At 64.2% G+C, this 24045-nt stretch carries 23 protein-coding genes and 1 pseudogene; 12 read left to right on the plus strand and 12 right to left on the minus strand.

The window, feature by feature from the left end:
- Positions 1-103: 103 nt before the first annotated feature.
- From J3P31_RS02925 to J3P31_RS02940, 5 genes are all read right to left on the minus strand, one after another.
- Positions 104-979, minus strand: a complete 876-nt coding sequence (locus tag J3P31_RS02925) for an IS5 family transposase (RefSeq protein ID WP_246849273.1) — start codon at positions 977-979, stop codon at positions 104-106.
- On the minus strand, positions 894-1895 hold the full coding sequence (locus tag J3P31_RS21250) for a hypothetical protein (protein ID WP_246849246.1): 1002 nt from the start codon (positions 1893-1895) through the stop codon (positions 894-896). The genes J3P31_RS02925 and J3P31_RS21250 overlap by 86 nt, the downstream gene beginning before the upstream one ends.
- Before the next feature lie 385 nt (positions 1896-2280).
- Positions 2281-2994 (minus strand): metallophosphoesterase family protein, encoded by a 714-nt coding sequence (locus J3P31_RS02930; RefSeq protein ID WP_210526919.1) that lies wholly within the window; start codon positions 2992-2994, stop codon positions 2281-2283.
- Positions 2995-3202: 208 nt separating this feature from the next.
- Entirely contained in the window at positions 3203-4198 is a 996-nt protein-coding gene (locus J3P31_RS02935) for a PGN_0703 family putative restriction endonuclease (protein WP_210526920.1), read from the minus strand.
- Between the two features lie 660 nt (positions 4199-4858).
- Positions 4859-4996 (minus strand): hypothetical protein, encoded by a 138-nt coding sequence (locus tag J3P31_RS02940; RefSeq protein ID WP_438270261.1) that lies wholly within the window; start codon positions 4994-4996, stop codon positions 4859-4861.
- Positions 4997-5142: 146 nt separating this feature from the next.
- Here J3P31_RS02940 and J3P31_RS02945 point away from each other — a divergent pair, with 146 nt between their 5' ends.
- Positions 5143-5742 carry a GIY-YIG nuclease family protein gene (locus J3P31_RS02945; protein ID WP_210526921.1) on the plus strand — a complete coding sequence of 200 codons (600 nt, stop codon included), beginning with the start codon at positions 5143-5145 and terminating at the stop codon, positions 5740-5742.
- Between the two features lie 122 nt (positions 5743-5864).
- Here J3P31_RS02945 and J3P31_RS02950 read toward each other — a convergent pair whose 3' ends face one another.
- On the minus strand, positions 5865-6041 hold the full coding sequence (locus J3P31_RS02950) for a hypothetical protein (RefSeq protein WP_210526922.1): 177 nt from the start codon (positions 6039-6041) through the stop codon (positions 5865-5867).
- 197 nt (positions 6042-6238) lie between these two features.
- Here J3P31_RS02950 and J3P31_RS02955 point away from each other — a divergent pair, with 197 nt between their 5' ends.
- Positions 6239-6646, plus strand: a complete 408-nt coding sequence (locus J3P31_RS02955) for a hypothetical protein (RefSeq protein WP_210526923.1) — start codon at positions 6239-6241, stop codon at positions 6644-6646.
- A 94-nt stretch (positions 6647-6740) separates the two neighbouring features.
- Here the strand turns inward: J3P31_RS02955 and J3P31_RS02960 are convergent.
- Positions 6741-7445 (minus strand): annotated as a pseudogene (locus J3P31_RS02960) (IS6 family transposase).
- A 490-nt stretch (positions 7446-7935) separates the two neighbouring features.
- Between J3P31_RS02960 and J3P31_RS21735 the strand changes: the two are divergent.
- The gene (locus J3P31_RS21735) at positions 7936-9498 is read left to right on the plus strand and encodes a M10 family metallopeptidase C-terminal domain-containing protein (RefSeq protein WP_303645121.1); all 1563 of its coding nucleotides are present in this window, start codon (positions 7936-7938) and stop codon (positions 9496-9498) included.
- A 614-nt stretch (positions 9499-10112) separates the two neighbouring features.
- Here the strand turns inward: J3P31_RS21735 and J3P31_RS02970 are convergent.
- The 5 genes from J3P31_RS02970 to J3P31_RS02990 form a co-directional block, all read right to left on the minus strand.
- Positions 10113-11684, minus strand: coding sequence for a terminase large subunit (locus tag J3P31_RS02970; protein WP_210526925.1), 1572 nt, complete (start codon positions 11682-11684; stop codon positions 10113-10115).
- Positions 11672-12106: a hypothetical protein gene (locus tag J3P31_RS02975; RefSeq protein WP_210526926.1), complete on the minus strand. Its 435-nt coding sequence runs from the start codon at positions 12104-12106 to the stop codon at positions 11672-11674. Before J3P31_RS02975 ends, J3P31_RS02970 begins: the two co-directional genes overlap by 13 nt.
- Position 12107: 1 nt before the next feature.
- Positions 12108-12311, minus strand: coding sequence for a DUF7220 family protein (locus J3P31_RS02980; RefSeq protein ID WP_368373005.1), 204 nt, complete (start codon positions 12309-12311; stop codon positions 12108-12110).
- Positions 12293-13549, minus strand: a complete 1257-nt coding sequence (locus J3P31_RS02985) for a site-specific DNA-methyltransferase (RefSeq protein ID WP_210526927.1) — start codon at positions 13547-13549, stop codon at positions 12293-12295. The genes J3P31_RS02980 and J3P31_RS02985 overlap by 19 nt, the downstream gene beginning before the upstream one ends.
- 538 nt (positions 13550-14087) lie before the next feature.
- A complete protein-coding gene (locus J3P31_RS02990; protein ID WP_210526928.1) occupies positions 14088-14843 on the minus strand; it encodes a hypothetical protein in 756 nt (251 codons plus the stop codon).
- A gap of 166 nt (positions 14844-15009) precedes the next feature.
- On the opposite strand from J3P31_RS02990, the gene J3P31_RS02995 reads away from it, so the two are divergent.
- The 9 genes from J3P31_RS02995 (at position 15010) to J3P31_RS03035 (ending at position 24040) form a co-directional block, all read left to right on the plus strand.
- Positions 15010-15228 (plus strand): helix-turn-helix domain-containing protein, encoded by a 219-nt coding sequence (locus tag J3P31_RS02995; protein WP_246849247.1) that lies wholly within the window; start codon positions 15010-15012, stop codon positions 15226-15228.
- A 5-nt stretch (positions 15229-15233) separates the two neighbouring features.
- Complete coding sequence (locus J3P31_RS03000; RefSeq protein ID WP_210526929.1) at positions 15234-16589, plus strand: phage/plasmid primase, P4 family; 1356 nt, start codon at positions 15234-15236, stop codon at positions 16587-16589.
- A gap of 193 nt (positions 16590-16782) precedes the next feature.
- A complete protein-coding gene (locus J3P31_RS03005) occupies positions 16783-17259 on the plus strand; it encodes a DUF2924 domain-containing protein (RefSeq protein ID WP_210526930.1) in 477 nt (158 codons plus the stop codon).
- Positions 17256-18629 (plus strand): recombinase family protein, encoded by a 1374-nt coding sequence (locus J3P31_RS03010; RefSeq protein WP_210526931.1) that lies wholly within the window; start codon positions 17256-17258, stop codon positions 18627-18629. Before J3P31_RS03005 ends, J3P31_RS03010 begins: the two co-directional genes overlap by 4 nt.
- Positions 18629-19024 carry a hypothetical protein gene (locus J3P31_RS03015; RefSeq protein ID WP_210526932.1) on the plus strand — a complete coding sequence of 132 codons (396 nt, stop codon included), beginning with the start codon at positions 18629-18631 and terminating at the stop codon, positions 19022-19024. Before J3P31_RS03010 ends, J3P31_RS03015 begins: the two co-directional genes overlap by 1 nt.
- A gap of 59 nt (positions 19025-19083) precedes the next feature.
- A complete protein-coding gene (locus J3P31_RS03020) occupies positions 19084-19566 on the plus strand; it encodes a YbaK/EbsC family protein (protein WP_368373006.1) in 483 nt (160 codons plus the stop codon).
- Positions 19567-19923: 357 nt separating this feature from the next.
- Positions 19924-22026 carry a class I SAM-dependent DNA methyltransferase gene (locus J3P31_RS03025; RefSeq protein WP_210526934.1) on the plus strand — a complete coding sequence of 701 codons (2103 nt, stop codon included), beginning with the start codon at positions 19924-19926 and terminating at the stop codon, positions 22024-22026.
- Positions 22023-23246 carry a restriction endonuclease subunit S gene (locus J3P31_RS03030; protein WP_210526935.1) on the plus strand — a complete coding sequence of 408 codons (1224 nt, stop codon included), beginning with the start codon at positions 22023-22025 and terminating at the stop codon, positions 23244-23246. Before J3P31_RS03025 ends, J3P31_RS03030 begins: the two co-directional genes overlap by 4 nt.
- Positions 23243-24040, plus strand: a complete 798-nt coding sequence (locus J3P31_RS03035; RefSeq protein ID WP_210526936.1) for a hypothetical protein — start codon at positions 23243-23245, stop codon at positions 24038-24040. The genes J3P31_RS03030 and J3P31_RS03035 overlap by 4 nt, the downstream gene beginning before the upstream one ends.
- Positions 24041-24045: the final 5 nt, after the last annotated feature.

The raw sequence follows: 24045 nt of genomic DNA on the forward strand, positions 1-24045 counted from the left end.
GCACGCGGGGCTGAACTCACGTAAGGGTTGAGTCCCGACTGGTCTGCCCCGGCGTTGTTGCACAACTCGATCTGAGGGCGAACTTGCCCCTTTCCCCTTCGGTTTAGCTGACGCGCACGATCTCAGCCCGGCCCAGGGCTGAGAAGCGGTTCATGAGGGCGATACGGGTGTGGGTCTCGGCGGTTTGGCGGTTGGGATCTCGGGAGGCGATGCGCTCGCCAAAGCTCTTGAGGCGGCGCATCTGGGCCTCCACCCGACTTCGGGCGTGGTAGCCTGTCAGCCGCTTCCAGAAGGCTCGCCCGAAATATCTGGAGGCGCGCAGGATCTCGTTCCTGGCCTTAGCGGCGGCACAGTCTTCCTTCCAAGGACGGCCGTTCTTTCGGATCGGGATGACAGCCGTGGCACCGCGCTCAGCGATGGCGGCATGGCACTTGCGGGTGTCGTAGGCGCCATCAGCCGTGACGGTGCCGATGGCTTGGTCGGCCGGGATCTGCGCGAGAAGGTCCAGGAGCACCGGGCTGTCGCCCTCGCGGCTGGGTGTAAACTCGACCGCGCGGATGTCCCCGGTGGCCGTGTCCATGGCCAGGTGGACCTTGCGCCATTGCCTGCGCCGGCCAAGGCCGTGCTTGCGCACCTGCCATTCGCCGTCACCCCGTATCTTCACCCCGGTGCTGTCGACCAGCAGGTTCAGGTTGCCGTCTGAGCGGCGGAACGGGATCTGAATGGTGACGGTCTTCTGCCGCCGGCAGAGCGTCGAGTAGTCCGGCACCGGCCAGTCAGCCAGGCCGGCCATCTTCAGCAGGCTTTCCACCATCCCGATGGTCTGCCGCAGGGCTAGGCCGAATAGGACCTTGATGCTCAGGCAGAACTGGATCGCTGAGTCAGAGTACGTCTCATTTCGCCCCGGACGGCCACTCGGAGCCGCCAGCCACTCCATCTCCCGGTCCAGCCAGACCAGCAGGGAACCACGCAGGCGCAGCGACGCGTTGTACTCGGGCCAGTTCGTCGTGCGGTAGCGGGCAGGTGACGGCTTGCTCATGCCCGCCCACATATGCGCCTCCTGTCCCTACACGAGCGAGCGCCACGAGGTTGTGCAACAACGCCTCGGCCATGCCGCGGATCCGGTGGTCGAGCGAGGCGAGCTCGGCCATCGTGCGGACGCCGGCGTCCTCCAGCTTCATCACCTGCCCGCGGGCGATGTTGGCCACGTTGAAGAGGCTGTCTTGCCTATCCCAAGTCTCCTGGCAGCGGTCCGCCCAGCCGCAGAGACCACAGTCCGAGCACGGGATGGGACGGGTCGGCCAAGGGTCGGCCACGAACCCCTCCAGCCGCCGCTGCGCCCGCCGGGCATAGGCGGCGTAATCGGCCAGGCGGATCGTGGCGCGTTTCCCGGTCCCGAGCTCGATATGCGCGAACTCCGGGGCGCGGCCTTGCACCCGCGCGAGAAGGTCCGAGTAGACTACGGGCTGAAGCACGTGCTTGGGCGTGATCTCCCGCTTCAGCTTGGTATCCGCTACCTCATAGCTGAAGGTACCGAGGGCAGACGGCCGGTCCACCCGCTCCAGAAAGTCGGCCCATCCGCCCCAGAGCCCCGCGTGAAGGGCGCCTTGGAAGACGTAGTCGATGCCGTCGGCGAGCGCCGCCCGCGTGGCGTGGGCGCAGTCCTGCATGGAGCCGCGGCGGATTTCCACGACAGGGCGGCCGGACTCTTTCAGCTTGGCGAGGTAGGCCTTCTCGTGGGCCAGGCCCTTGGCCTGCAGGATCCGGGCTTCCGCGTCATCCCCGGCCGGCAGCTCGCCTCCATCTCGGAGCAGCTGAAGGTCGTAGGCGGTGGCCTGGTGGCAGCCCGAAAAGCGCATGAGGTCGGAGGCCGACAGCAGGACTCGTCCACCCAACTCTCTCATCATACACCAAATCACTGGACCGCGCTCCGCGACTGAGATCGGCCGGCAGCGACCTGTCAACGTTCGTGAACAGCAGGCGGACTGGATTGATCAGAAACTGCGGCGCCAGGATCATCCTCTTGAGAGCAAAAAAAGAACTTCCGGCTAGCCTGCTCGTCGTGGCTCACCTCGTTCCTAAGCTCGTGGCACAAGCTCTCCACGCTCCGAAGCAGTAGGGGGAACAAGCAACGATCATCACGGCTAGCTGGACGATATCGAAGCTCGTGGGAAAGTCGCGGAAGGGGCTGAGTTGGGCTGACCAGAGCCGCATGGTCTCGACGCTATTCTCGCGAGGGTCCGCTCCTAAGCGGACGCCCTCAAGCCGCGTGCATCAGGGTTACGGGGCAATCCCCATTTGCGTAAGAGGCAGCTCGAGCGTGAAGGCTTCATGATAGCCCACGCAGCGGAAGTGGGTGCGCCCGTCTTGGTGGGCCCATGGGTGGTGCCAGTGTCCAAAGAGCCAAAGCGACGGCTGCAGGACCGCATGGACCTTGTCCAGAAACAGCCGGGTGCGCGAGGAGTGGGCAAGGCCTTGGCCAACCCCGTCGCCTGAGCTGCCAGTCTCACGCCAGAGCCGATCAGCGACATGCTGCGGGGCGTCGTGGCTGACGACCACATCAGGCATCTCAGCGGAAGCACTCAGACGTTTGAGCACTTCATCCATCTCGTCCTGTGCCATCTCCGTATCCTGCCGTGGCCGAAACGGCTGCCGTTGGGACTCTGCTCCCCCTAAGAAGAGAACGCGTCCGAGGATGATGCCATCCGGGAGATAGCCAGGCGCACGGATCACCTCCTCAGGTCGGTCGTGGTTACCCCGGATGAAGCGGTGCCGCCGATGCGCGAGATGGAAGGATCGCACATCACGCGCCTCCGCGTCCGAGCCGTTTCCAATGCCGTAGTCGCCCACTTGGATTGAAGGCAGAGGCCGGCCGGCCTTGGCCTCCTCTCGCCTAAGAAGCGCACGATAGGTGTCGAAACCGGCGTGGATGTCCCCCACGATGATCGTGGGTATGCGCTCGATGTCCTTTGGCCTGCTCAGATGATGTGTCATGTGTCGATTACCAGGGGCCGGTTGGCCACGACGAGTTCAACTAATTCGGGGCTGATGGCTTTGCAGTGCCAGTCGAACTGAGCGCAATCCTGCGCTCGATCCTACGGAAATTGCCCGCTGACGTACGGCGGGATACCCTGGGCCTGGAGGAGAAGCTTCTGAGCTTCGATTTCCTTCTCGCGTTAACGGCTTCCGACACCGCCCTCAATCAGCCCGCTTCGACTTGATCAGGAGAGAGAAACGAGTACCGCTCAAGTAGGTATGAATGATGGAGCAGGTCAACGGCCTCGCCCCCCGTCCCGAACAGGTCTTCCAGCGCGCAGCTCCGAAACAGGGTCGGATCTACAAGCAGCTTGGGCCAGATCTCAGTAACAGTGCGGCCGTACGGGTTCAGGGCCTTCGAAGTGACTTTCTGGAAGGCAAGGTTCGCACGGGGTGCCAGATGCAGGACACCCACACGCTCCGACCCCTGCTCCTTCGCCTTTTGCATCCGCCAAGCCAGCATCTGCTGGCGAAGGAGTTGGTAGAAAGGCTCGAAGAAGAAATCCTCTAGCGTGAGCCCTAAGTCCGAGCGGATCGGCCCATCTGGCGCAAATGCCAGACGCTCGTATCTGCTCCGTCGTGTCGGGTTCCCAGCAGCCGGGAGCGGCGGGCCATAGGACTCGGTGTACTTCCACTCGATGAGCCAAACCTCGACGCGACCTTGCCGGCGTATGCGGACCACCGCGTCTGCGCTCGTGCAGTTGGCTCCGCGCGTGCGGCGCCCGCTTTTAGACGTTTCGCCGAGGTGGTCTCCACCAATCCACTCGAAACCGATATAGCTTTCCCCGGCATCCTGCGTGGGCAAGCCTTCGTCACCTTGGACTGGAAGCGCTTCGACCTCCTCGCCAAAGACACGCGACAGCAGACGCTCCAGTGCTCCCTTGTTGCCCGCGTAGGGCATCAGGAAGTTTAGGCAGCACACCTGGGAACTGAGGAGATGATGCCGCATCCGGTGCCACACGATCGAGCGGTCCTCGAAATACGCCGGAGCCAGTTCGCGAATGCTGGGATACAGGTTCTCTTGCCAGACCTCCGACTGAAGAAGGAACGGATAGGTCTTGCCGCGGTACTGCCCATGGGTGCGACCTGATTGCGACAATGTCTCTGACTCCTCCCTCCAACGCGACTGAGTCTCACGCTGCTGTGCTGAAAAGGAAGTCATCTTAACTCCGTTGGTCAACGATCATGGGCTTCTAAGCTCCTGACCTTGAGCGCGGATCTGGATCATTTTAAGGCAGCATGGGGATAGAACCTTCAAGCTGAGCAGGTGACCATCGCTCTGCTAGGAACTTCTAGTGGACCCACGCTGAAGGCCGGATCCGCGGGGCATGGGATCCTACGGTTTGCGACAGCCGCGATCGCCAGCCTGAGACTCGACGTGCATCCGGGGCACGAGCCCGACCCACGGTGCTACATCCTCATCGCTTGACGGAACGGCATCCTCATCGCTTGACGGAACGGCAGAGCGAAGGCACAGGAGCCATGGTCAGCAGGTTTGCTTGCTTGGCTGATGGTCAGGGCTGCCACTGAGCAGCTAAGCTCCGGGTGCCGTCATGTCTAGACGCTCCGAGGACTGCAAGTACTGATCTAGTGGCGTGACAATTTGGGCGGGGGCGGTCATGTCTCCGGCCTTTCCGTACGGTGCGACTGACCGCTGGCCTTTGTGAAGTCCGCAAACCAGGTCCCGATCAGACGGACGAGCTGACAGGCCCAGACATTACCACGGGGGTGTCCCAGTTGCGGGTCCGCTTGATCATCATCCTTCTATCTGCTCTTGCAGGTCGTGGCCGCGGCAGGTTTCTGCTGCGGATCTTGTCTCAGCTCACGCCAGCGCCGGACGCCGGTAGTTCCCGCCGCGCGCCAGCAGCGCCCAGGCGATGCGCGCGGTCTTGCCGGCCACGGGCACGGCGGTCAGGCGGGCGGGCTTGCGCTCCAGGAGCGAGCGGACCCAGGCACCCATTCGCGTCGGGCTGCTCCGAGTTAGAGGGGCGAGCTTTGCTCGTGCACAGGGTGGCAGACCCGCTGCCGCGCTCAAGCCGCATCGCCTTGACAGCGCCACATTGGATAAACTCTATCGCTCATAACGCTCTCGCAAGGGGCTTCGCCGTGACGCATCTTGTGATGACAGGAACCCGCACAAGATTGCGGCGCGGCTCCCACTACGTCATGGACGAAGAAGAAGCCGGGTCGCAAAATCTGCTGCAGCAAGGATTCACTATGATTGAGCCTATCATTGAATATCTCGAGATTGACCCTAAAGAAGGCGCAAAAGGCGGTAACTGGCAGCTTTTCGGGGTTGAGCACAACGAGTATTATAACAATCACTATTACGAGGAGGTTCGTAGGATTCTCCTCGAAAGCGCGGGGATATACATTTTTTACGACAGCATGGGGCGCGCAATCTACGTAGGTAAAACGGAGAGACAATCATTATGGCATGAAGCAATCGGCGCGTTCAACCGTCCGCGCGACGAGCACCAATCTATGTTCGCAGTCAATCACCCGCGCGCTAATGTCAAGAAGGTGATACGCAACCGGCAGATAGTGAGGCGACCATTTGTGCTGTATGATGTCGCGCGATATTTTAGTGCCTATAAGGTGGAAAAACAGCATATTGCTCAGATGGAAGCATTCCTTATTCGCGCCTTCGCAAACAATTTGATGAACAAGAGGATCGAGAAAATTCGCCTTGAAGTTCAGGATTAGGCTAAGACTTGTAACGACCCGCACCTTTCAGCGGCGCTGCCAGACCGAGCGCCATCATCTCCCTCCTGATCCCTCCGAGCGGGCTAGCCGGCCCCGATGGAGGCCGGCCTCTTCATCCGGCCTCAGGTCAGACGCCGTTTCATTTCCCGGACGACGCTTTCGCGCACACGGAGCTGGCTGTCGATCATCTCCTGGCGCGAGGCACCGCGATAGGCTTGGGCGAGAACCTGTTCGGCGGTGCGGATGACGTGAGCGCGCTTTTCGTTCTGGCTGCGCTCTTCGATCTTGCTGTGCTTCATCTTTATCGAGCCTCCATGGCATGTCGGCCCGCCGGTATAGCGAGCGCGAGCTGCTTTCAGAGGCGCAAGGAGAGTCACTGCATACTTGGGGTCTAAGCGAAGAGTCTGCACGGCTCAATAGCGCGAACATGGGCCTGCGACCGTCTCTGTCGCACCCTCCTGCTATGTGCCTGGGACCTTCATCATGGAGGTGCCCGATGCCCAGCCGCTACGCCGCCCGACTTGCCCTTGAAACCGCTCTCCGCCTCGGGCGCAACCTGCCTCGTACAGGACGTGGGCTGCGCGAACTCTCCGGATGGGCGGAGGAGTGCGAGCTGGGCCTCGGCTGGAAGCATCAGAGCGGGCGCGGCCGCTGGGACCGCGCACCTGCGCCTGATCGGGAGGCCCTTGTTACAGCCATCAAGCGGGTAGCCCAGACCTACGCACGGGCTCGCCGTGACGAGGTCGCCTGCAACCTCGACGTCCTTGCCGATTGGCTTGCCCTCGATCCGGTGGAGCGCGACTGCGTCGCCTTGATTGCCCGCGCTGAGCGGTCGGAGCCTCTCGCACCTCTCTTGGAGATCGTGACGGAGAAGAGCGGCATGAGCCACGATGAAAAGGGCTAGCGCTGATGACCGGTCACACGGCCGCAGAGGTGCGTCAGGCGGGTGGTATCAGACCGATGCGAACCAGTCTCGAATTCGGCAGGTCCGCTCGACGTCAGGTGGCAAAGAGGCCCCGCCAATCGGCGAGAGCGGCGGTGCGGGCCTGCTTGTAGACGCTGCGGCTGGAGACGCTTCGTTCGGTGTTGAACAGGTTGTGAACGGAGGAATGGACGGCGGCGAAAATCTGCAGACTTCGCATACGCCGCAACCGCAGCATCGCCCGCTCCCGCCTTCGGAACGGTTGGTGGGAGTTCTCGACGCGGTTGTTCTCCCTGCGGCCGGTCACCTGCCGGCCCTCGGCTCCGATGTCCTTGAGGGCAGCACCGCAGGACTTGAGCCCATCCGTCACGAACTCCTCGGCTCGCCCATGCCGCTTCATGAGTTTCCTCAGGAACTTCAGAGCTGCCTTCTTGTCCCGCTGCTTGGAAACAAAGGCCTCCAGCACTTCTCCTTCATGATCCACCGCGCGCCAGAGGTAGTGCTAGACGCCGTTGATCTTCACGAACACCTCGTCCAAATGCCAGCGTCATCGAGACGAGCGCATCCCGCTCACACGCTTGCGCCGGATCTCGGCTGCGAACAGCGGGCCAAAGCGCAACCGCCAGAACCGCACCGCCTCGTGGCTCACCTCGATCCCACGCTCATGCAGCAGGTCCTCGACGTTCCGAGGCGAAAGTGGGAAACGCACATAGAGCATCACCGCTAGGCGGATCACCTCGGGCGAGGTCTTGAAGGAGCGGAACGGGCTGCACTGGTTCATGCCGGCGAGGGCAACGGAGCCCCTGCCCGGCTCAAGCGAAGTTCTTCTGACGCCGCCTGTGCGCGGCAAGACCCCCCGATGCGGATCTTGCGACGGAGGGGCGCGCAGCTCCCTCGTCGCGCTCAAGCCGGCGCGACCGCGTTCTCCAGGAGCTTCTCGCTCACCGGCCCACGGCCACAGCACCGCGCCCCTCTACTCCACCCCGAGATCCCGCTAGCCCTGCGGCGGCGCTCGCCGCTAGACTAAGTCTCAGCTGGTGGCTCACTGTCCCGGTCGCAGGCCCCCTCTCGGGCCCTGGTGCGGAGGCGACCCTGGCCATGCGGGTGCACCAGTGCGCCTGGAGGTGATGGGCTGGTGACGTGGTGAATGGTTGGCGTGGCACAAGGCCCCGATGGGCCAGCCCTCCCTCAGAGCACCGACGCCCCTTGCCGATCGATCGAGCCCGCCCGGCGCAGCCCTTGCACCCACACCCTCGAACCGGGAGATCGCCATGGCTGTGGCCACCACTGGAACCTTGTCCACCAACAGATACGTCGATGCCGTTCTGGACGGCGGCGACAAATGGACCGGCGGGCTCACGCCCGATGGCCGAACCATCATCACCATGAACTTCATAGGCTTCGGCGCTGCCGAGCCGGACTGGACGGAGTTTTGGGAGGACGGCGCCTTCTTTGCGGCCGCGGTGGGCTTTGAGCGCGTCTGCAACATCGACCTCGTGCATACGATGGACACGGCCACGGCCGACATCCGAATCCAGACCGGCCCGTCCTCGATCGCAAGCCTGAGACTTCTGGACGCCTCGGGGCCAGCCTATGGCGTCTCTGACCTTCCGTCCTCGCAGCTGGGCCGGCCCGCCCCCGTCCAGCAGGTCCGGACCGCCTTCAACACGGACCCGTTCCTTGACCCCGGCGCCAACACCTCGCCCACCGGCTGGTCGCAGGACGGGGTGGCCAAGGGCGGCTTTGGCTACTGGACCATCATTCACGAGCTGGGCCACGCCCTGGGGCTCATGCACCCGTTCCCCGAAGGCTCGCCCGCCCCGACGAACCGCCCTCTGGCGGCCACCGATGTCGCAGAGGACAGCCTGCTCACCATGATGTCCTACAGCACCGGCGGGCTGAACCCGACCACGGGGTGGTACGACCTCACCCGCGATCAGACCTATGTCCGCGACACGGCCACCGGAGCCACGCTCCTGGGCCACGGCTATCTTGGCGGCCCTTCGGTCATCGACATCGCAGCACTCCAGGTGCTCTACGGCGCCAACCGGACCATCGCCGGCGGCAACGACACCTACCGGCTCACCGACGGGGGCACGGACGAGTTCTGGCAAACCCTTTGGGACACCGGCGGCGTCGACCAGATCGTCTATGGGGGAACACGGGCCTGCCGGATCTCCCTGGCGCCCGTCTCGCTCGAGGCCCCGATCACCACCGCGTCCGTGGCCAACACCATCAGTCAGGCCAAGGGGATCAACGGCGGCTTTCTCATCGCCGACGACCTCACCGATGCCCTCCCCGACAGGGGCAGGGTCCAAGGTGTCATCATCGAGAACGCCACCGGTGGGAGCGGCAACGACACCCTGCGCGGCAACGGCGTCGACAACATCCTGTCGGGCCGGAACGGGCAGGACAAGCTTTACGGCGGGCGGGGCAACGACACCCTGCTTGGAGGTAAGCTCAAGGACACGCTGGCCGGGTCCTTTGGGCAGGACACGCTCACGGGCGGGCTCGGGAACGACGTCTTTGTTCTCGCGCGCGGTCAGGGCAAGGATCAGGTCACGGACTTCCACAACAGTGCGGGCGACAACGACCGGCTGCATGTCAGCCTGGAGGGCCTGGGCGGCGGGCTCACGTCGGGCACGCTCGCCGCCTCGCAGTTCCGCAGCCGGGGCGACAACCACGCCCAGGACCTCAACGACCGCTTCATCTTCCGCACCAGCGACGCCACGCTCTGGTTTGACGCGAACGGCTCCTCCGCCGGCGGGCTCAGCCTTTTGGCCGATCTGCAAGGCGGCGCGCGCATGACCAGCGGGGATGTGCTTCTGATCTGAGGACGCGGGGGCGCCAAACAGAGGCGAGGCGGACCCACACGACTGCCAGCCTGCCAGCCTGAATCGGTCCGCAATTATCGCGGGATGGCATGAACAGTAGCGCGGCCCTGCCAGATGGTCTGTCTGCTGGCGGTTCTGTAATGGCCTACGACTCGGTTACAGATCAAATGCTACAATCGACCCTCGCCGCGACAGCTCATGGATCCGACGAAGCCGTGGGTAGCCAGAAGCGCACGGTGCTTCTCTGAGGCGGGTGCTGTTAGACGTATGCGAACTCGTCCCAGTTTCACTGGCGCAGAGGTGCCTCGGTGGTGGAGATAAGGGCGGGGATCTCGGTGGGCAGGGCATCGAGCTCGGCCATTGCTTCAACCTGCATGTAGCGGTGCTGGAGCCGCCACTCGTCGTTCGCTTCGAGCCGGACGCCCCGCACGTTGGCACTGGCCAGCGCCTCCCGTGTGCGTCGGGAGATAGCCTTGCTCTCCTACTGGGCCGCCAGTGCTTTGCAGCTCCACTGTGCTCGTTCCATCGCAGTGCATTCGGGCGTTCCCGGCCGTTCATATCCGATCCGAACCGCCCCCCAGCCAGTGGACATGGGTCGCGAGGACCAACGACGTTCATCCCGACCTCAAGGACGCGAAGTAGTCGTCGAGACCAGGAGATGCGGGCGGCGCCTCCCATGTGCCTGCGACACTCATGGCCATGGCCAGCGCCACCGCTCCATCGATGCGGCCGCGGGCTTGCCGCTTGTTCAACTTCCGATTGCCGGCCGGGTCCGACTGCACGACGGCGTTGTTCATGCACATGTTCAGAACCGGATGGCCGCCGTGCGCGATCTGTCGGTTGAGGATGGCGGCCTCTAAGCTCCGCAAGGCGGGGCTCATGGACTGCATCCCCTGCCCCATCGGCTCGAAGAGGGCGCCCTCGTCGTCCAGCTGGTCATCTCGGAACCCGGCCCGCGCAAGCCAGGGCCTGAGATGCCGCCAGTTCCAGCGGTCAAACGCGATCTTGCGGACATCGTAGCGGTCAAAGAGCGCCGCCAGGTGGTCGGCCACGAAGGCGTAATCCACCGTTCGCCCCGGGGTCGTCTGCAGAGCTCCCTCCCGTGCCCAGATGTCATAAGGCACCCGGTCGGCGCGGGCCTTCTCCGCCAGACCATCGCCGGGAAGCCAGAACGTCGGACGCACGTGCCAGACACCGCTGACTGGAGCGACCAGGACCAAGGCTGTAAGATCGGAGACCTCGGACAGGTCCAGCCCACCGAAGACCGGCAAGCCTCTGAGGTCCTCAACACCCGGCGTGGCGCAGGCCTCCCAGACGGCGCGGCTGACGAACGGGGCCGAGGGCTCCACCCGCTGGTTGAGGTGGAGGTTGCGGAAAGCCGCCTCCTGAGAGGGCAGCGACCGGGCCAGGTCCCGGGTACGCAGAACCTCGTCCTTGTTGAGGAAGTCGCCCCAGGCCGGGTTGCACGCCTGGAGGGTGTCTTCCGAGAATGGGTCCGCATCCATGGGCGCCGCATAGACCGACAGAACGGTGCGGGGATCCTCACCCCGGCCCGCGGCATCGATCAGCCGCGATAGCAGGTCGTTGTCGGTGGGCGCCTGGGTCGAGATGATGATGGACAACGGCTGCTCATGCGCGCCCATGCCGGTCTCCACGGCGTCGTAGAGCTCCGAGACCGGACCCTTCACCTGGCCAAGCTCGTCGTGCACCGCGAAGATGGGCGACTTGCCGTGCGCGGTGGACTTGTCGGCCGAGAGCGCCGCATAAAGCGTGCCCAGCTCGGGGCAGGCCAGTTCCTTGACCGTGTCGCGGACCACGACCACGGGGCGCAGCTCGGGCGACATGCGCACGATCCTGGCCGCCAGCTTGAACACCAGCGCCGCCTGTTCCTTGGACTGCGCCGACGAGTAAAGCTGCGAGTTGATCTTGGCCTCGGGGCCGCAAAGGTGCAGCAGCAGCAGGAACGCGATCAGGGCCGTTTTGCCGTTCTTGCGCGGGAACGACAGGATCGCCTGCCGCGTGCCGTGCGGGTTGTCGTAGATGCGGATGAGTTCGCGCTTCTGCCAGTCCCGCAGCCGCACGGGCCTGCGGGCATCCCGCCCCTCGGGGACGTAGCACACGGTCTCGATCCAGCGGATGTTGTGCTCCGCGCGGGTCTCCGCATCGGGGCGCGTCACAGCTCCCACGGCTTCACCCCCTTGGCCGCGTTCCGGGACGCCGTCGCGGCCGAGAGCGGGGTGTAGCGCGACTGATTGGTGAGCCGCAGCTTGGTGGCCTTGTCCGCCGCGGCCCGGGTTTCCAGGTCGCGCATCTTCAGGAGCCCATGATAGCGCTTGGCGCCTTCCGAGCTTTTCAGCCAGTCGGGCTTGAACACCCCGATCACCTCCGAGATGGCGTCCGCACTTGCACGGTGGCGGCAGTAGTCGGTGAGCAGAGCCCGCAGCGCCGGGGTGCTGAAGAAGTCGACCGGCTCTCCGCTCACTGTCTCGCGCCAGATGCTCGCCTCCTCGGTGTTCAGGTCAGCCGGAGGCTCGGGCCGCTGGCCGAAGCCGCCGGCGATCACCTCCACCGACGCCGCGTCCGCTGATGTCCTGCCCCGCTGCGCCATGTCAGCCCCCGTTGAAGACGCGCCGGATCGCATAGGAGCGCACCAGCGAGATGACCGTGAACACCACCGAGATGCCCAAAGCGTCGGCGGGGCTCACCGGGTACCCGAACACCGGGAGAACGAACACCGTTGCGGCGACCGAGATGAGATAGCCGACGGCCACGTTTGCGGCAGCTTCCACCACGCTCATGCGACGTGTCTGCACCGTTCGGCCTCCAGGTCCGCGAAGGGCTGGTTGTTCGCTTCCAGCCTCGCCTGCTGGCCCGTGAACTCCTGCCAGCGCTGGACGGCCACGTCGACATGGGGCGGGCTAAGCTCGATGGCATGGCAGATGCGGCCCGTCATCTCGGCCGCGATGATCGTGGTGCCTGACCCCGAGAACGGCTCATAGACGGCCTGTCCGGGAGAGGAGTTGTTCTCGATGGGACGCTTCATGCACGCCACGGGCTTCTGGGTGGAGTGGCCGGTCTCGGACTTCTGCGGTTTGTCGATCTGCCACAGCGTGGTCTGCTTGCGGTCGCCCGCATAATGGCCCGTCGCCTTCTCGCGCACGGCGTACCAGCAGGGCTCATGCTGCCAGTGGTAGTCGCCCCGGCCGATGGCGAAGGTCGACTTGGCCCAGATGATCTGCGAGCGCAGCCGGAAGCCCGTGCTCCTAAGGCTGTCGGCGACCACACCGGCAAATAGGCCGGCATGCCAGACGTAAGCCACGTCGCCTGGGAACAGCGCCCAGGCCTCGCGCCAGTCGGCGCGGTCGTCATTCAGGACCTTGCCTGTGGCACGGGCCGTCACCTTGGAGCCATCCGACCGATTCACCTGGTTGCGCCATTCAGGATCGTACTGCACCCCATAGGGCGGGTCCGTGACCATCAGATGCGGCCTGACACCATTCAGGGCCCGCTCCACGACGAGCGGGTCGGTGCTGTCGCCGCAGACGAGCCGGTGGCAGCCCAGGAGCCACACGTCGCCCAGCGCCGACACCGGATCCGCCGGGGGCTCGGGCACGGCGTCGGGATCGGTCAACCCCTCGTTCGTCCCGGCCAGCAGCCGGTCGATGTCGCTGAAGCCCATAAGATTGAGGTCGAACCCGGCGCCCTCCAGATCGCGCAACTCGTTGCCGAGCCTCTCCATGTCCCAATCGGCGTTCAGGGCCAGCTGGTTGTCGGCCAGGACATAGGCGCGCTTCTGCGCCTCGGTCCAGCCCTCGGCGACCATCACGGGGACATCAGTGAAGCCCAGAACGCGCGCGGCGAGGACCCGACCGTGGCCGGCGATGATGCCCCCGTCCGGGTCGATCAGCACGGGGTTGGTCCAGCCCCACTCGCGCATGGAGGCGGCGATCTGCGCGACCTGCTCGTCCGAGTGCGTCCGCGCGTTACGGGCGTAAGGCACCAGGCTCCCGATGGGCCGACGCTCCACCCGGTCCGCAGGCCAGGTCCCCATCAGAATGCCTCAATGTTATGGTTTATGGACGATCGCTGCCCCCACCGGTCCCGCCCCCCTAGGGCTCCAGACTTTGACCCGCCCCCCCGGGGGGCCCAGGGCTGGAGGGAGCCCCGCCGCCCGCGGTCACGATCTCGGCTGGGGGGGCCGATGTGGGCGGCAGGCGACCGGCGCGTTCGGCACGGACTCGCCAACCGCGAGGCACGCGGCCTTGGTTCATCGGAAAGGTGCAGTTCTCCGTGTGCGTATCCTGCCTGCGTCATGGCTGCCTCCGCGTGCGCCGGACCCACACCGGGGCAGGTCCTGTCCTGAGAATAACGCAGGCCTAAGCTCCTGTATCCATGACGTTTCTGCCCAGATTACGCCAATGTGCGCCATGTCGCGACACGGCCACGCCGCAGGACGCGTCAGGACAGATCGGGACAGGTCGAAAGCTAATCTCTTTCACGCGCGCACGTGAAGAAGATATCCCTTTCTTCTGTCCTGATCTGTCCCGGTCATCCCGGAGTCCATGGTGGGATCGCGCGGGCAGCGCCGGTCAGCGCCCGGTCTGCCGAGCAGCTTCGCTTTGCCTGGGGCATGATGAGGCCAGACGTCGCCCTCTGCGCTTCCAAGGGCTCGGCGCATACTGAATCCGTAACTCCCGGACCGCCTGCCGAGGAACTCCCTCTCCGAACGCGGCCCTGGCGTCCCGGAGATCATCATCCCGCGAAGGTATGCGGCCAGAGGATTGGCACTCCTTGACGTAATTGCAGTACCACTCGCGAAGGAGTTTCGCCGGGTACGCTTTACGTTTGGGCGAAGCAACAGGAGGCTGATCATCCTTCATCAGGAAGATCAGGATCTGCGTGATCGCGAGACCCGGTCCAGTTGCGCTGGAATGTCGAATGTCAAGCGTAAGGTCCCGCCATCGGTCCGCACCGATGACCACCCTAGGTCCATCGAGGGAGGAATGGCTCGAGTAGCCTCGTGCTTCCAGTTCCCCGGCCAGAAGCCTGGTAATGAGCTTGGATGTTAGGGTGGTGAGCAGGGCATGCCACACGGCGGATGCTCGCTCGAATTCCTTGCGCTCCCCCGGAAACCAGTACGGGTCAACGTATCCCCCGATCCCGTAGGCGACCCGCTCGGTGGTATAGAGTTCAACAGCCAGGTCCTTATCCGCAAAGTGGTACAGGGCATCCCATGCCTCCAGGCCTGACTGAGGGTTCAAGGTCTCCCATCGAAGGGTGTCGGTGTCCGGCTCGGGTTCCTTCTCTCCGTCGTTGTACTTCCAAGGCTCCAGCTGATCTGGCATCAGCTCTCCTTCATTTGAACATGTTGGACCGGCCAGACTCACCTTTTTGGCCGGAGTTCTCAAACCCTTCAGGAAACTGGCCAGAAAGAAATTGGCGGCTTCATGCCAATTTTTGCGGCCGTGACTCGCGGTGTCAAACTCTGACCAACGATGTCGCGAAGAGGTCATGCTGATCATGCGCCACGAAGACAATCACCCCTCGGCTCTGCTCTCGGAGCGGGACCTTGCCCGTCGCTGGCGGAGGTCCACCCGAACACTCCAGCGCTGGCGCTCGGCCGGCTACGGCGCCGCCTATCTGGTGATCGGCAGCAGCGTCTACTACCGCGTGGCCGACGTTCTGGCGTTCGAGGCGCGGCAGCGCCGGGATGCGGGGCAGCCCGGATGAGGGACTTGCCGATCGAAGCTGTGGCACCCAGGCCCGACCCGCTCGCCCCTGCCCTTAGCGAGGACGCCCTCGCGGCGGCCTTTGTGCAGGCTTATGGATCCACCTGGCGCTATGTGGCCGACTGGGGTTGCTGGCGCTTCTGGACTGGGACGCATTGGGCCCGAGACGAGGTCGGGGCCGTCCGTGAGTTGATCCGGCAGGTGTGTCGCTCGGCCGCCGTGGCCCATGATAAACCGGGTGAGGCCCGACGGATCGCCAGCGACAGGACCATTCGGGCCGTCGAGCGCATCGCGACCGCCGATCCCGCGATGGCCGCGCGCCCGTCTGATTGGGACACCTCGCCCATGGAGTTGAACACGCCGGCGGGTTTGGTCGATCTGGCGACCGGAGAGATCCGCCCGCACGACTCTAGCATGCTGGTGACCCGCCTCACTGGCGCGAGCCCTGGGACGGGCTGCCCGAAGTTCATGGCCTTTCTGGATCAGATCACAGGCAGTGACGCCAGACTTGTCGCCTACCTGGCCCGGTTCTTCGGCTATTGCCTCACCGGCTCCACGCGAGAGCAGGTCTTCGTCTTTCTCGAAGGGCCGGGGGCGAACGGCAAGTCCGTCCTGCTGCAAACCATCGCTGCGGTGATGGGGGACTACGCCGCGACCGCCCCCTTGGAGACCTTCATGGCTTCCCAATCGGATCGTCACTCGACGGATCTGGCAGGGCTGCAAGGCGCGCGCCTCGTGCTGGTGCCGGAGGTCGAGGCGGGTCGCGCCTGGTCCGAGGCGAGGATCAAGACGATCACCGGGGGCGAGGAGATCAAAGCCCGCTTCATGCATCGCGACTTCTTCCCGTTCCGCCCGCAGTTCAAGCTGGCGGTGGCTGGCAATCACAGGCCCAGCCTGGCGCGGGTTGGCGAGGCGATGCGGCGCAGGCTGCATCTCGTGCCCCTCACCGTGACGATCCCGCCCGAGCAGCGGGACAGGCAGCTGCCCGAGAAGCTCCGGGCCGAGCGCGACGGCATCCTGGGCTGGATGCTGGCGGGCTGTGCCGAGTGGCAACTGATGGGACTCGCGCCCCCTCCCGCCGTCTCGTCTGCGGTCGAAGACTACTTCGCCGCCGAGGATGTCTTTGGACAGTGGGTGGCCGAGGAGTGCCGCACCGGTCCGCCCCTCAGTGCCACGGCCAAGCACCTGTATGGCTCCTGGTCCATCTGGGCGAAGGCTCGCGGGCACGAAGTGGGTTCGACAAAAACCTTGGGCGAGTTGCTCCGGGAACGCGGCCTCGCCCCCAAGAAGATAGGACGCGATCGAGGCTGGTCGGGCATTGCGCCGGACCGGAGAGCGTCGTCGGGGGAGGACGTCTCATGAACCCCTACCCTGCCTCACGCATGAGCCCTGCCGAGCGCCGCACCGAGCTGTGCGCGATCCTGGCCACGGGGCTCAGGCGTCTGCGTCTCCGGGTCGTGCAGTCAAGCGTAGTATCCGACCTGACCGGAGAGAGTTCGCTTCACTCAGGCACCGACCAGAGCGGTCATGCAACCACGTCCAATCGGAGAGTCGCATGACCACAATCTCACCCTCGCCGTCCACCTCGCCCGATCCCATCCCGGCGCGCCTTGCGGCGCTCAGGACCACCCCCACACCCGAACTCAAGCGCCAGTGGCGCGAGCTCTTCGAGAGCGAGCCGCCGACCTTCAACCGCCGCTACCTCGAGAGCCGTCTTGCCTACCGCATCCAGGAGCTGGCCTACGGCGGCCTGAAGCCCGAGACGGTGCGGCGGTTAGAGGCGCTGGGCGAGCAGCTCGACGGCGGCAACGTCGTGACCCGCCGCATCCGGGCCGACCTGCGGCCCATCGCCGGCACGCGGCTCATCCGCGAGTGGCAGGGCGTGGAGCAGGTCGTGACCGTGCTCGCGGACGGCTTCGAGTGGCAGGGCCGGTCCTACCAGTCCCTCTCCGCCATCGCCCGCGCCATCACCGGCACCCGCTGGAACGGCTGGGTGTTCTTCGGGCTCAAGAACCACCGGAGGGCGGGATGAGGACGACAAGGACTAGCACGGCCTCGAAGACCAACGCCGCCCCGGCCTCTGGCCCTGCGCCTGTCACCAAGCCGCTCGTGCGCAAGCTCCGCTGCGCCGTCTACACCCGCAAGTCGTCCGAGGAAGGTCTCGAGCAGGAGTTCAACAGCCTCCATGCCCAGCGCGAAGCGTGCGAGGCCTACATCGCGAGCCAGCGCTCGGAGGGCTGGGTGCTGGTGCGGGACCAGTACGACGACGGCGGCATCTCGGGGGGCACGCTGGAGCGCCCGGCCCTGCAGCGGCTCCTCTCGGACATCGAGGACGGGCTCGTGGACGTGGTGGTGGTCTACAAGATCGACAGGCTCAGCCGCTCGCTCATGGACTTCTCCAAGCTCGTGGAGGTGTTCGACCGCAATGGCGTGACCTTCGTCTCTGTCACCCAGTCGTTCAACACCACGACCAGCATGGGGCGGCTCACGCTCAACATCCTGCTCAGCTTTGCCCAGTTCGAGCGGGAGGTCACAGCCGAGCGCATCCGCGACAAGGTGCGCGCCTCCCGCATGAAGGGCATCTGGATGGGTGGCGTCCCGCCCCTGGGCTACCGCGTGGAGAGCCGCAAGCTTGTTGCCGACCCGGAGCGGGCCCCGCACGTGCGCTGGATCTTCGAGCGCTTCGCGGAGGTGGGCTCGGGCACGGTACTCACCCGGGAGCTCCGGGCGCGCGGCGTCACCACCCGGTCGGGCGGGCCGATCTCCAAGAGCGTGCTCTACCGCCTTCTCAGCAACCGAACCTACCTGGGCGAGGCCGTCTACAAGGGCACGAGCTACCCCGGCGAGCACGAGGGGATCGTTGATCGGGCGCTCTGGGACAAGGTCCACGCCATCCTGCAGGACAGCCCCCGGCTGCGCGCCAACCGGACACGGGCGCAGACCCCGGCGCTTCTGAAGGGCCTGATCTTTGGACCCGACAGAGCCGCGTTCTCGCCCAGTCACACGCGCAAGGGCGGGCGGCTCTACCGCTACTACGTGAGCCAGACGGTGCTGAAGCAGGGCACCGGGTCGTGTCCGGTGGGCCGGGTGCCCGCGGGCGAGATAGAGGCAGCGGTTGTCGATCAGCTCCGCGCCGTGTTCCGCCAGCCCGAGATCGTGGTGGGCACCTGGCGCGCCGCGCACAAGGAGGACGCTGCCATCACCGAGGCCGAGTCCCGCGAGGCGCTCCACCAACTCGATCCCCTGTGGGACGAACTCTTTCCGGCTGAGCAGGCGCGCATCGTGCAGCTTCTGGTCGAGCGCATCGACCTCACTCCCGAGGGGCTGAACCTCGCCCTGCGCGTGGACGGGCTCACTGGCCTCGTGCAGGAGATGGCCATCGGACTGGAGCAGGCCGCCTGATGCGCACGACCACCTTGCCCGACAGCCTCACCCTGCATGTGCCGCTGCGGCTGGTCCGGCGCGGCGGGCGCAAGGCGGTGGTGCTGCCGCAGGACACCCCTGCCCCACGGCCGCGGCTGGACAACACCCTCGTCAAGGCACTGGCCCGGGCGTTCCGCTGGAAGCGCATGCTGGACGCAGGGGAGGTCGCCACCATCGCTGAGCTGGCCCAGCGGGAACGGATCGCGCCGTCTCACCTCTCAAGGGTTCTGCGGCTGACGCTGCTCGCCCCCGAGATCATCGAGGCGATCCTTGACGGCCGCCAGCCCCCCGGTCTGGTGCTGGAGATGCTGCGGGAGGCGTTCCCGCCGGAATGGCACCAGCAGCTTGAATGGCTTCGGCATCACGTAGGTTAGCCTCCCCTGCCCCGCCTTGCGCCACCCCGCTGCCATCCATTAGGCCTAGGCCGGGTCACGTGAAACTGAAAAAGAGCCAAGCCTCGAGTCTGCAGTCGGTCCGCGAGTTCTTTGCTGAGCACGCTCCGGAGATCGAGGTTCTCGTCACAGAGGAGAGCTCGGCCGCCGTGGCCCTTGCGGCCGTCGTCCATGACGTTGAACCGGCCCAGATCGCCAAGACCATCTGCGTGCGCGTGGGCGAGACCACGATGCTGGTGGTGGCCAGCGGCACCGCGCGGCTGGACAACCGCAAGTTCAAGGACCGCTTCGGCACCAAGCCCCGCATGCTGGAAGCAGAAGAAGTGCTGTCAGCGACCAGTCACCCAATGGGCGGCGTATGCCCGTTCGGCCTACCTGCCCTACTGCCCGTCTACTGTGAAGTCTCGCTGCGCGCCTTCGAGGAAGTTGTGCCGGCCGCCGACGCCATCAACGCCGCCGTGCGGCTCACACCAGAGCGCCTGGCAGAGTTCACGGCCGCGGAGTGGGTGGGCATCTGCAAGTAGCCCTTGTGGAGCATTCGGACGACGTTTGTCTCTCACGTGCTGACTCGCCCGACATTCACGGCGGACGGGCAACACCAGTGCCATCAACTCGCGCGGAAGTAGTGGGACTCGGCTTGCCCCCTGAGGTCCAGCAACTTAGCCTGTTCGCCGAAAGCACGGTGATGTCAGCTCAGTCCTAGGGCGCTCGGCAGGGCCGTCGCTGTCAGGGACGAGTAGGTTAGATGGAAACCGCCGAGCACATCATCCGCGATTCTGCTGTGAGCCGATCTCCTAGATGAGTCAGAGATATCTACGCTCGTAGGCTGGATAACCGCGATACCAAAATCGACAGAACATGACAGCAAAGAACACCCTCAAATGATCGCAGACCACCTGACCGGGATCGAACAGTTCGGCGCAGACCTCTGGAAGATGGCCGATGACCTGCGGGCCAACTCTGGTCTCGCGTCGAACGAGTACTTCATGCCCATCATGGGGCTCCTTTTCCTGCGGCAGGCCACGAACCGCTACTACGCAGCACTCGCCGCGATCGAGGCCGACAAAGCCGCCGGAAAGATGCCGGATCGTCCGCTGGTCGACGCAGACTTCCGCCGCCGCCGAGCAATGCTGCTGCCTGAGGCAGCCCGTTATGATATGATCCTCGATATGCCCAAGGGTGGTCGGCTTGGTGAGGCGCTTACCGCCGCCATGGAGGAGGTAGAAGAGCATTTCCCTCCGCTTGCAGGCCAACTACCCAAGGACTACGAGCGCTTCGACGACGACCTGCTTGAAAGCATGATGCGCAAGTTCGACACCGAAGCCCTGCGCAGCGCTTCGGGCGACGTCTTCGGCCGCATCTATGAATACTTCCTTGCCGAGTTCTCCAAGCAGGGCGCTCATGACAGCGGTGAATTCTTCACCCCGCCGTCCATCGTCCAAACCATCGTCAACGTGATCGAACCCGATCATGGCATCGTATTCGACCCGGCGTGCGGCTCGGGCGGCATGTTCGTGCAGTCCAGCCATTTCATCGAGGACGCGGGCCAGGACACGATGAAGCGCGTCACGTTCTACGGCCACGAAAAGAACGAGACGACCGCGAAGCTCGCCCAGATCAATCTGGCTGTTCACGGCCTTCAGGGCACGATCCGGGCCGGTAACGAAGCCATCACCTACTACAAGGACCCGCACGAGCTCGTTGGTAAGTGCGACTTCGTGATGGCCAATCCACCTTTCAACGTGGACGAGGTCGACGCTGACAAGATCAAGGGCGACAAGCGGCTGCCCTTCGGCCTGCCGGGCGTGAACAAGGCCAAGAAGGTCTCGAACGCCAACTACCTGTGGATGTCCTACTTCTACAGCTACCTGAACGAGAACGGTCGCGCCGGTGTCGTCATGTCCAGCCAGGCATCCAGCGCCGGGCGGGACGAAGCCGTCGTGCGCCAGAAGCTGGTCGAAACCGGCGCCGTCGACGTGATGATCGATATCCGTGGCAACTTCTTCTACACGCGCACTGTGCCCTGCCAGCTGTGGTTCTTCGACCGGGCGAAGGAACGTGACCCGGCACGCGCCGATCACGTCCTGATGCTGGATGCGCGCAACATCTACCGAAAGGTGTCGCGCGCCATCTACGACTTCGCGCCCGAGCAGCAGAAGAACATCGCCGCCATTGTCTGGCTTTATCGGGGCCAAGTGGACCGCTTTCTGCAACTTGTCGAAAGCTACGTTGCGCAGGCCATCAGCGCAGGCGAGGCAGCTGCGGAACCGTTGGCCGACTATGACGATACGCTCGGCAAGCTCGTCGATCTGGTGCAGCCCTTTGTCACCGAAAAGCGCGATCCGGATCCGCTGGCGGAGACCTGGGGCGAACTGACCCGCGCGCGGTCAACGCTGGGCGAAGATATCGCGGGGTTCGGCGCCACGGTGGCAGCGCGGGCAACGGCTTGGACCGACGCCGCGCGAGACAATGCCGGGCTGCATGCGGCGCGCACCGGGCTAAACCCCATGTCCGACCGCTGCCGTGACATGATCAAACAGATCGACTTGGCCGCCAAGCTAGCCGGGCGAGTTGTGGATACTGCTGTCAAGGAACTGGACTCCCGCGACCATGACCTCTGGCCCAATGCCGAGGTGACGCGCGCGCGCAAGGCGTTGGAGGCGGCGCGGGCCGCCGCGGTGGAAGCGTTGCGGGCTGCGCGGTACTTCGTGAAGCAGGCCGACTGGCTGCAGGAGCGCTTCCCAGATGCCGTCCTGCGCGATGTCGAAGGCTTGGTGAAACGGGTCAGCAGGGCCCACATCTCCGCCCATAACTACAGCCTGACGCCCGGACGCTATGTCGGCGTGGCGCCTGAGGAGGTGGACGAGGGTTTTGACTTCGAGGAGGCGCTACGGTCAATCCATATCGACCTAAAAGGGCTGAACGAGGAAGCGGCAGAGTTGGCGGGGCGGATTGCCAAGAACTTTGAGGAGTTGGGGGCATGATGCCGTCCCTGACTCCGCTCGGCGATGCAGTTCGCGATGATGGGGGTATTCTTCAGACAGGCCCTTTTGGCACTCAGTTGAAGCAGGCCGAGTATTCCGACGATGGTGTGCCTGTGATCATGCCGAAGGATATTCGAAACGGCGAGGTTGTAACAGAGACGGTCGCGCGGGTTCCTGAAGCGACGGCAGATCGCCTAGCCCGGCATCGCATCGCCGAGAATGGGATCGTCCTTCCCCGGCGAGGGGAAGTTACGAAACGTGCTTTCATCCGCTCCGAAGAAGCCGGCTGGCTTTGCGGGACAGGATGCTTGAAGATCGAGACCAAGGGAAACCGCATCTGGCCCAAATACCTCTACTACTACATGGGCACCCCCGCATCTGTTGACTGGCTTGAGAAGAACGCCGTAGGATCGACGATGCTGAATCTTAGCGCGGAGATTGTCTCTCGTTTTCCCATCCGACTGCCGTCGCTTAGAGAGCAGGAACGGATTGCCGACATCCTCTCCGCCTACGACGACCTGATCGAGACCAACCGGCGGAGGGTTGCGCTGTTGGAAGAGACTGCGCGGCTGCTCTACCGCGAGTGGTTCGTCCACTTCCGCTTCCCCGGCCACGAACACGTTCCCTTTACCGACGGCCTCCCCGAGGGGTGGGAGCGGCGAAAGCTGGGCGAAGTCATGGAGACTAACTGCGAAAGCTATCGCACAAAGGAACTACCCGATGAGATCGACTATATCGACATTTCGTCCGTAGCGCAGGGCCGCGTCGTCTCGAAAGCCCGTATGCCAGCGGCTGACGCACCAGGCCGCGCGCGTCGAAAGGTTCGGGACGGCGACGTGATTTGGTCGAACGTGAGGCCGAACTTGCGGGCATATGCTCTTATCCTCAATCCCGATGATCTCGATGTTGTCTCGACAGGGTTCACGGTGCTATCGGCCTCGTCCGTCCCGTTCACCTGGCTCTACATGTTCGTCACGACGGACGGTTTTGTAGGCCATCTCATCAACCATGCCACCGGCGCGGGCTATCCGGCGGTGCGCCCCGACGACTTCGAACGTGCAGAACTGGTTTTGCCCCCGAAGTCGCTTCTCGATTTCTTCCATGAGGCGACCGAGCCGAGCTTCCGACTCATCACGATTGTGGATCAACAGAACCGGAAGTTGGCTGAAGCCCGCGACCTCCTGCTACCGCGTCTGATGAACGGGGAGATCGCGGTGTGACCGACGACTGGGGTGATCTCGCAGGCGCTGGCTTTGAGAATTTCCGCCTAAGTCATAGGGATCGAGCGCTTGGATTCATAGAGAACCATCGAGACTTCGAGGCGCAACTCTTCGCGATCAAGGGTGCCTTGGAACGCAACAAGGAGGCTGAGCAACGCGCGTCGGACAACATCCAGCACATGCGCGAGCAAATCAACCTGCTTGCCCCCGAAGATCATCGCAACCGGGACCACTTGGACGACTACCTCACTGACATGTTCCATGACAGTGTCTATTCCGACGCGGCACACTCTATGGCCGCAGTGGGTATGCTAGCACCGTATTTTGAGTCTTTATTCGTTGCCCTCTTTGATGCCATTGGTAAGAAAGTGGGGAGTGACCTCGGCTCGGGAAAGCGAGCGAAGGCATTCCAAGAAATCTACTGGAATCCGCAGGTTGTCATAAGAGACAAGCGCATGGGGGACGATCTGGTAGTCGGCATCATGGAACTCGCAACGGAAGTCGGGCTCCTCACCTATCTGCCTCAGGATTTGGATAAGACTCTCAAAGCGCTATTCGCGTATCGCAATAACATGTTCCACAATGGGTTCGAATGGCCGCTTGAAACGCGCCAGAGATTCCAGAACCGTAGCGCAAACCAGCATTGGCCCAAAGACTGGTTTGAGCAATCCACATCGGGCGACGATCCGTGGATCTTCTATATGAGCGAGAAGTTCATCACTCGCTGTCTAGCCACAATTGACGAGGTGCTGGACGGCGTGGGGAGATTTCTCAAAGAGCGAAATGACGGATGAGTTAG

Origin of the sequence: Rubellimicrobium arenae, assembly GCF_017916275.1 — a bacterium.
Taxonomy (GTDB): Bacteria; Pseudomonadota; Alphaproteobacteria; order Rhodobacterales; family Rhodobacteraceae; genus Rubellimicrobium; species Rubellimicrobium arenae.

Excerpts from the sequence above, each read along its gene's own strand:
- J3P31_RS03030 (WP_210526935.1), top strand. The coding sequence starts at position 22,023 with ATGATGCCGTCCCTGACTCCGCTCGGCGATGCAGTTCGCGATGATGGG.
- J3P31_RS02935 (WP_210526920.1), bottom strand. The coding sequence starts at position 4,198 with ATGACTTCCTTTTCAGCACAGCAGCGTGAGACTCAGTCGCGTTGGAGG.
- J3P31_RS21735 (WP_303645121.1), top strand. The coding sequence starts at position 7,936 with ATGGCTGTGGCCACCACTGGAACCTTGTCCACCAACAGATACGTCGAT.
- J3P31_RS02950 (WP_210526922.1), bottom strand. The coding sequence starts at position 6,041 with ATGAAGCACAGCAAGATCGAAGAGCGCAGCCAGAACGAAAAGCGCGCT.
- J3P31_RS02975 (WP_210526926.1), bottom strand. The coding sequence starts at position 12,106 with ATGGCGCAGCGGGGCAGGACATCAGCGGACGCGGCGTCGGTGGAGGTG.
- J3P31_RS03025 (WP_210526934.1), top strand. The coding sequence starts at position 19,924 with ATGATCGCAGACCACCTGACCGGGATCGAACAGTTCGGCGCAGACCTC.
- J3P31_RS02955 (WP_210526923.1), top strand. The coding sequence starts at position 6,239 with ATGCCCAGCCGCTACGCCGCCCGACTTGCCCTTGAAACCGCTCTCCGC.
- J3P31_RS03010 (WP_210526931.1), top strand. The coding sequence starts at position 17,256 with ATGAGGACGACAAGGACTAGCACGGCCTCGAAGACCAACGCCGCCCCG.
- J3P31_RS02930 (WP_210526919.1), bottom strand. The coding sequence starts at position 2,994 with ATGACACATCATCTGAGCAGGCCAAAGGACATCGAGCGCATACCCACG.
- J3P31_RS02940 (WP_438270261.1), bottom strand. The coding sequence starts at position 4,996 with ATGGGTGCCTGGGTCCGCTCGCTCCTGGAGCGCAAGCCCGCCCGCCTG.
- J3P31_RS02990 (WP_210526928.1), bottom strand. The coding sequence starts at position 14,843 with ATGCCAGATCAGCTGGAGCCTTGGAAGTACAACGACGGAGAGAAGGAA.
- J3P31_RS03005 (WP_210526930.1), top strand. The coding sequence starts at position 16,783 with ATGACCACAATCTCACCCTCGCCGTCCACCTCGCCCGATCCCATCCCG.
- J3P31_RS02985 (WP_210526927.1), bottom strand. The coding sequence starts at position 13,549 with ATGGGGACCTGGCCTGCGGACCGGGTGGAGCGTCGGCCCATCGGGAGC.
- J3P31_RS03015 (WP_210526932.1), top strand. The coding sequence starts at position 18,629 with ATGCGCACGACCACCTTGCCCGACAGCCTCACCCTGCATGTGCCGCTG.
- J3P31_RS02995 (WP_246849247.1), top strand. The coding sequence starts at position 15,010 with ATGCTGATCATGCGCCACGAAGACAATCACCCCTCGGCTCTGCTCTCG.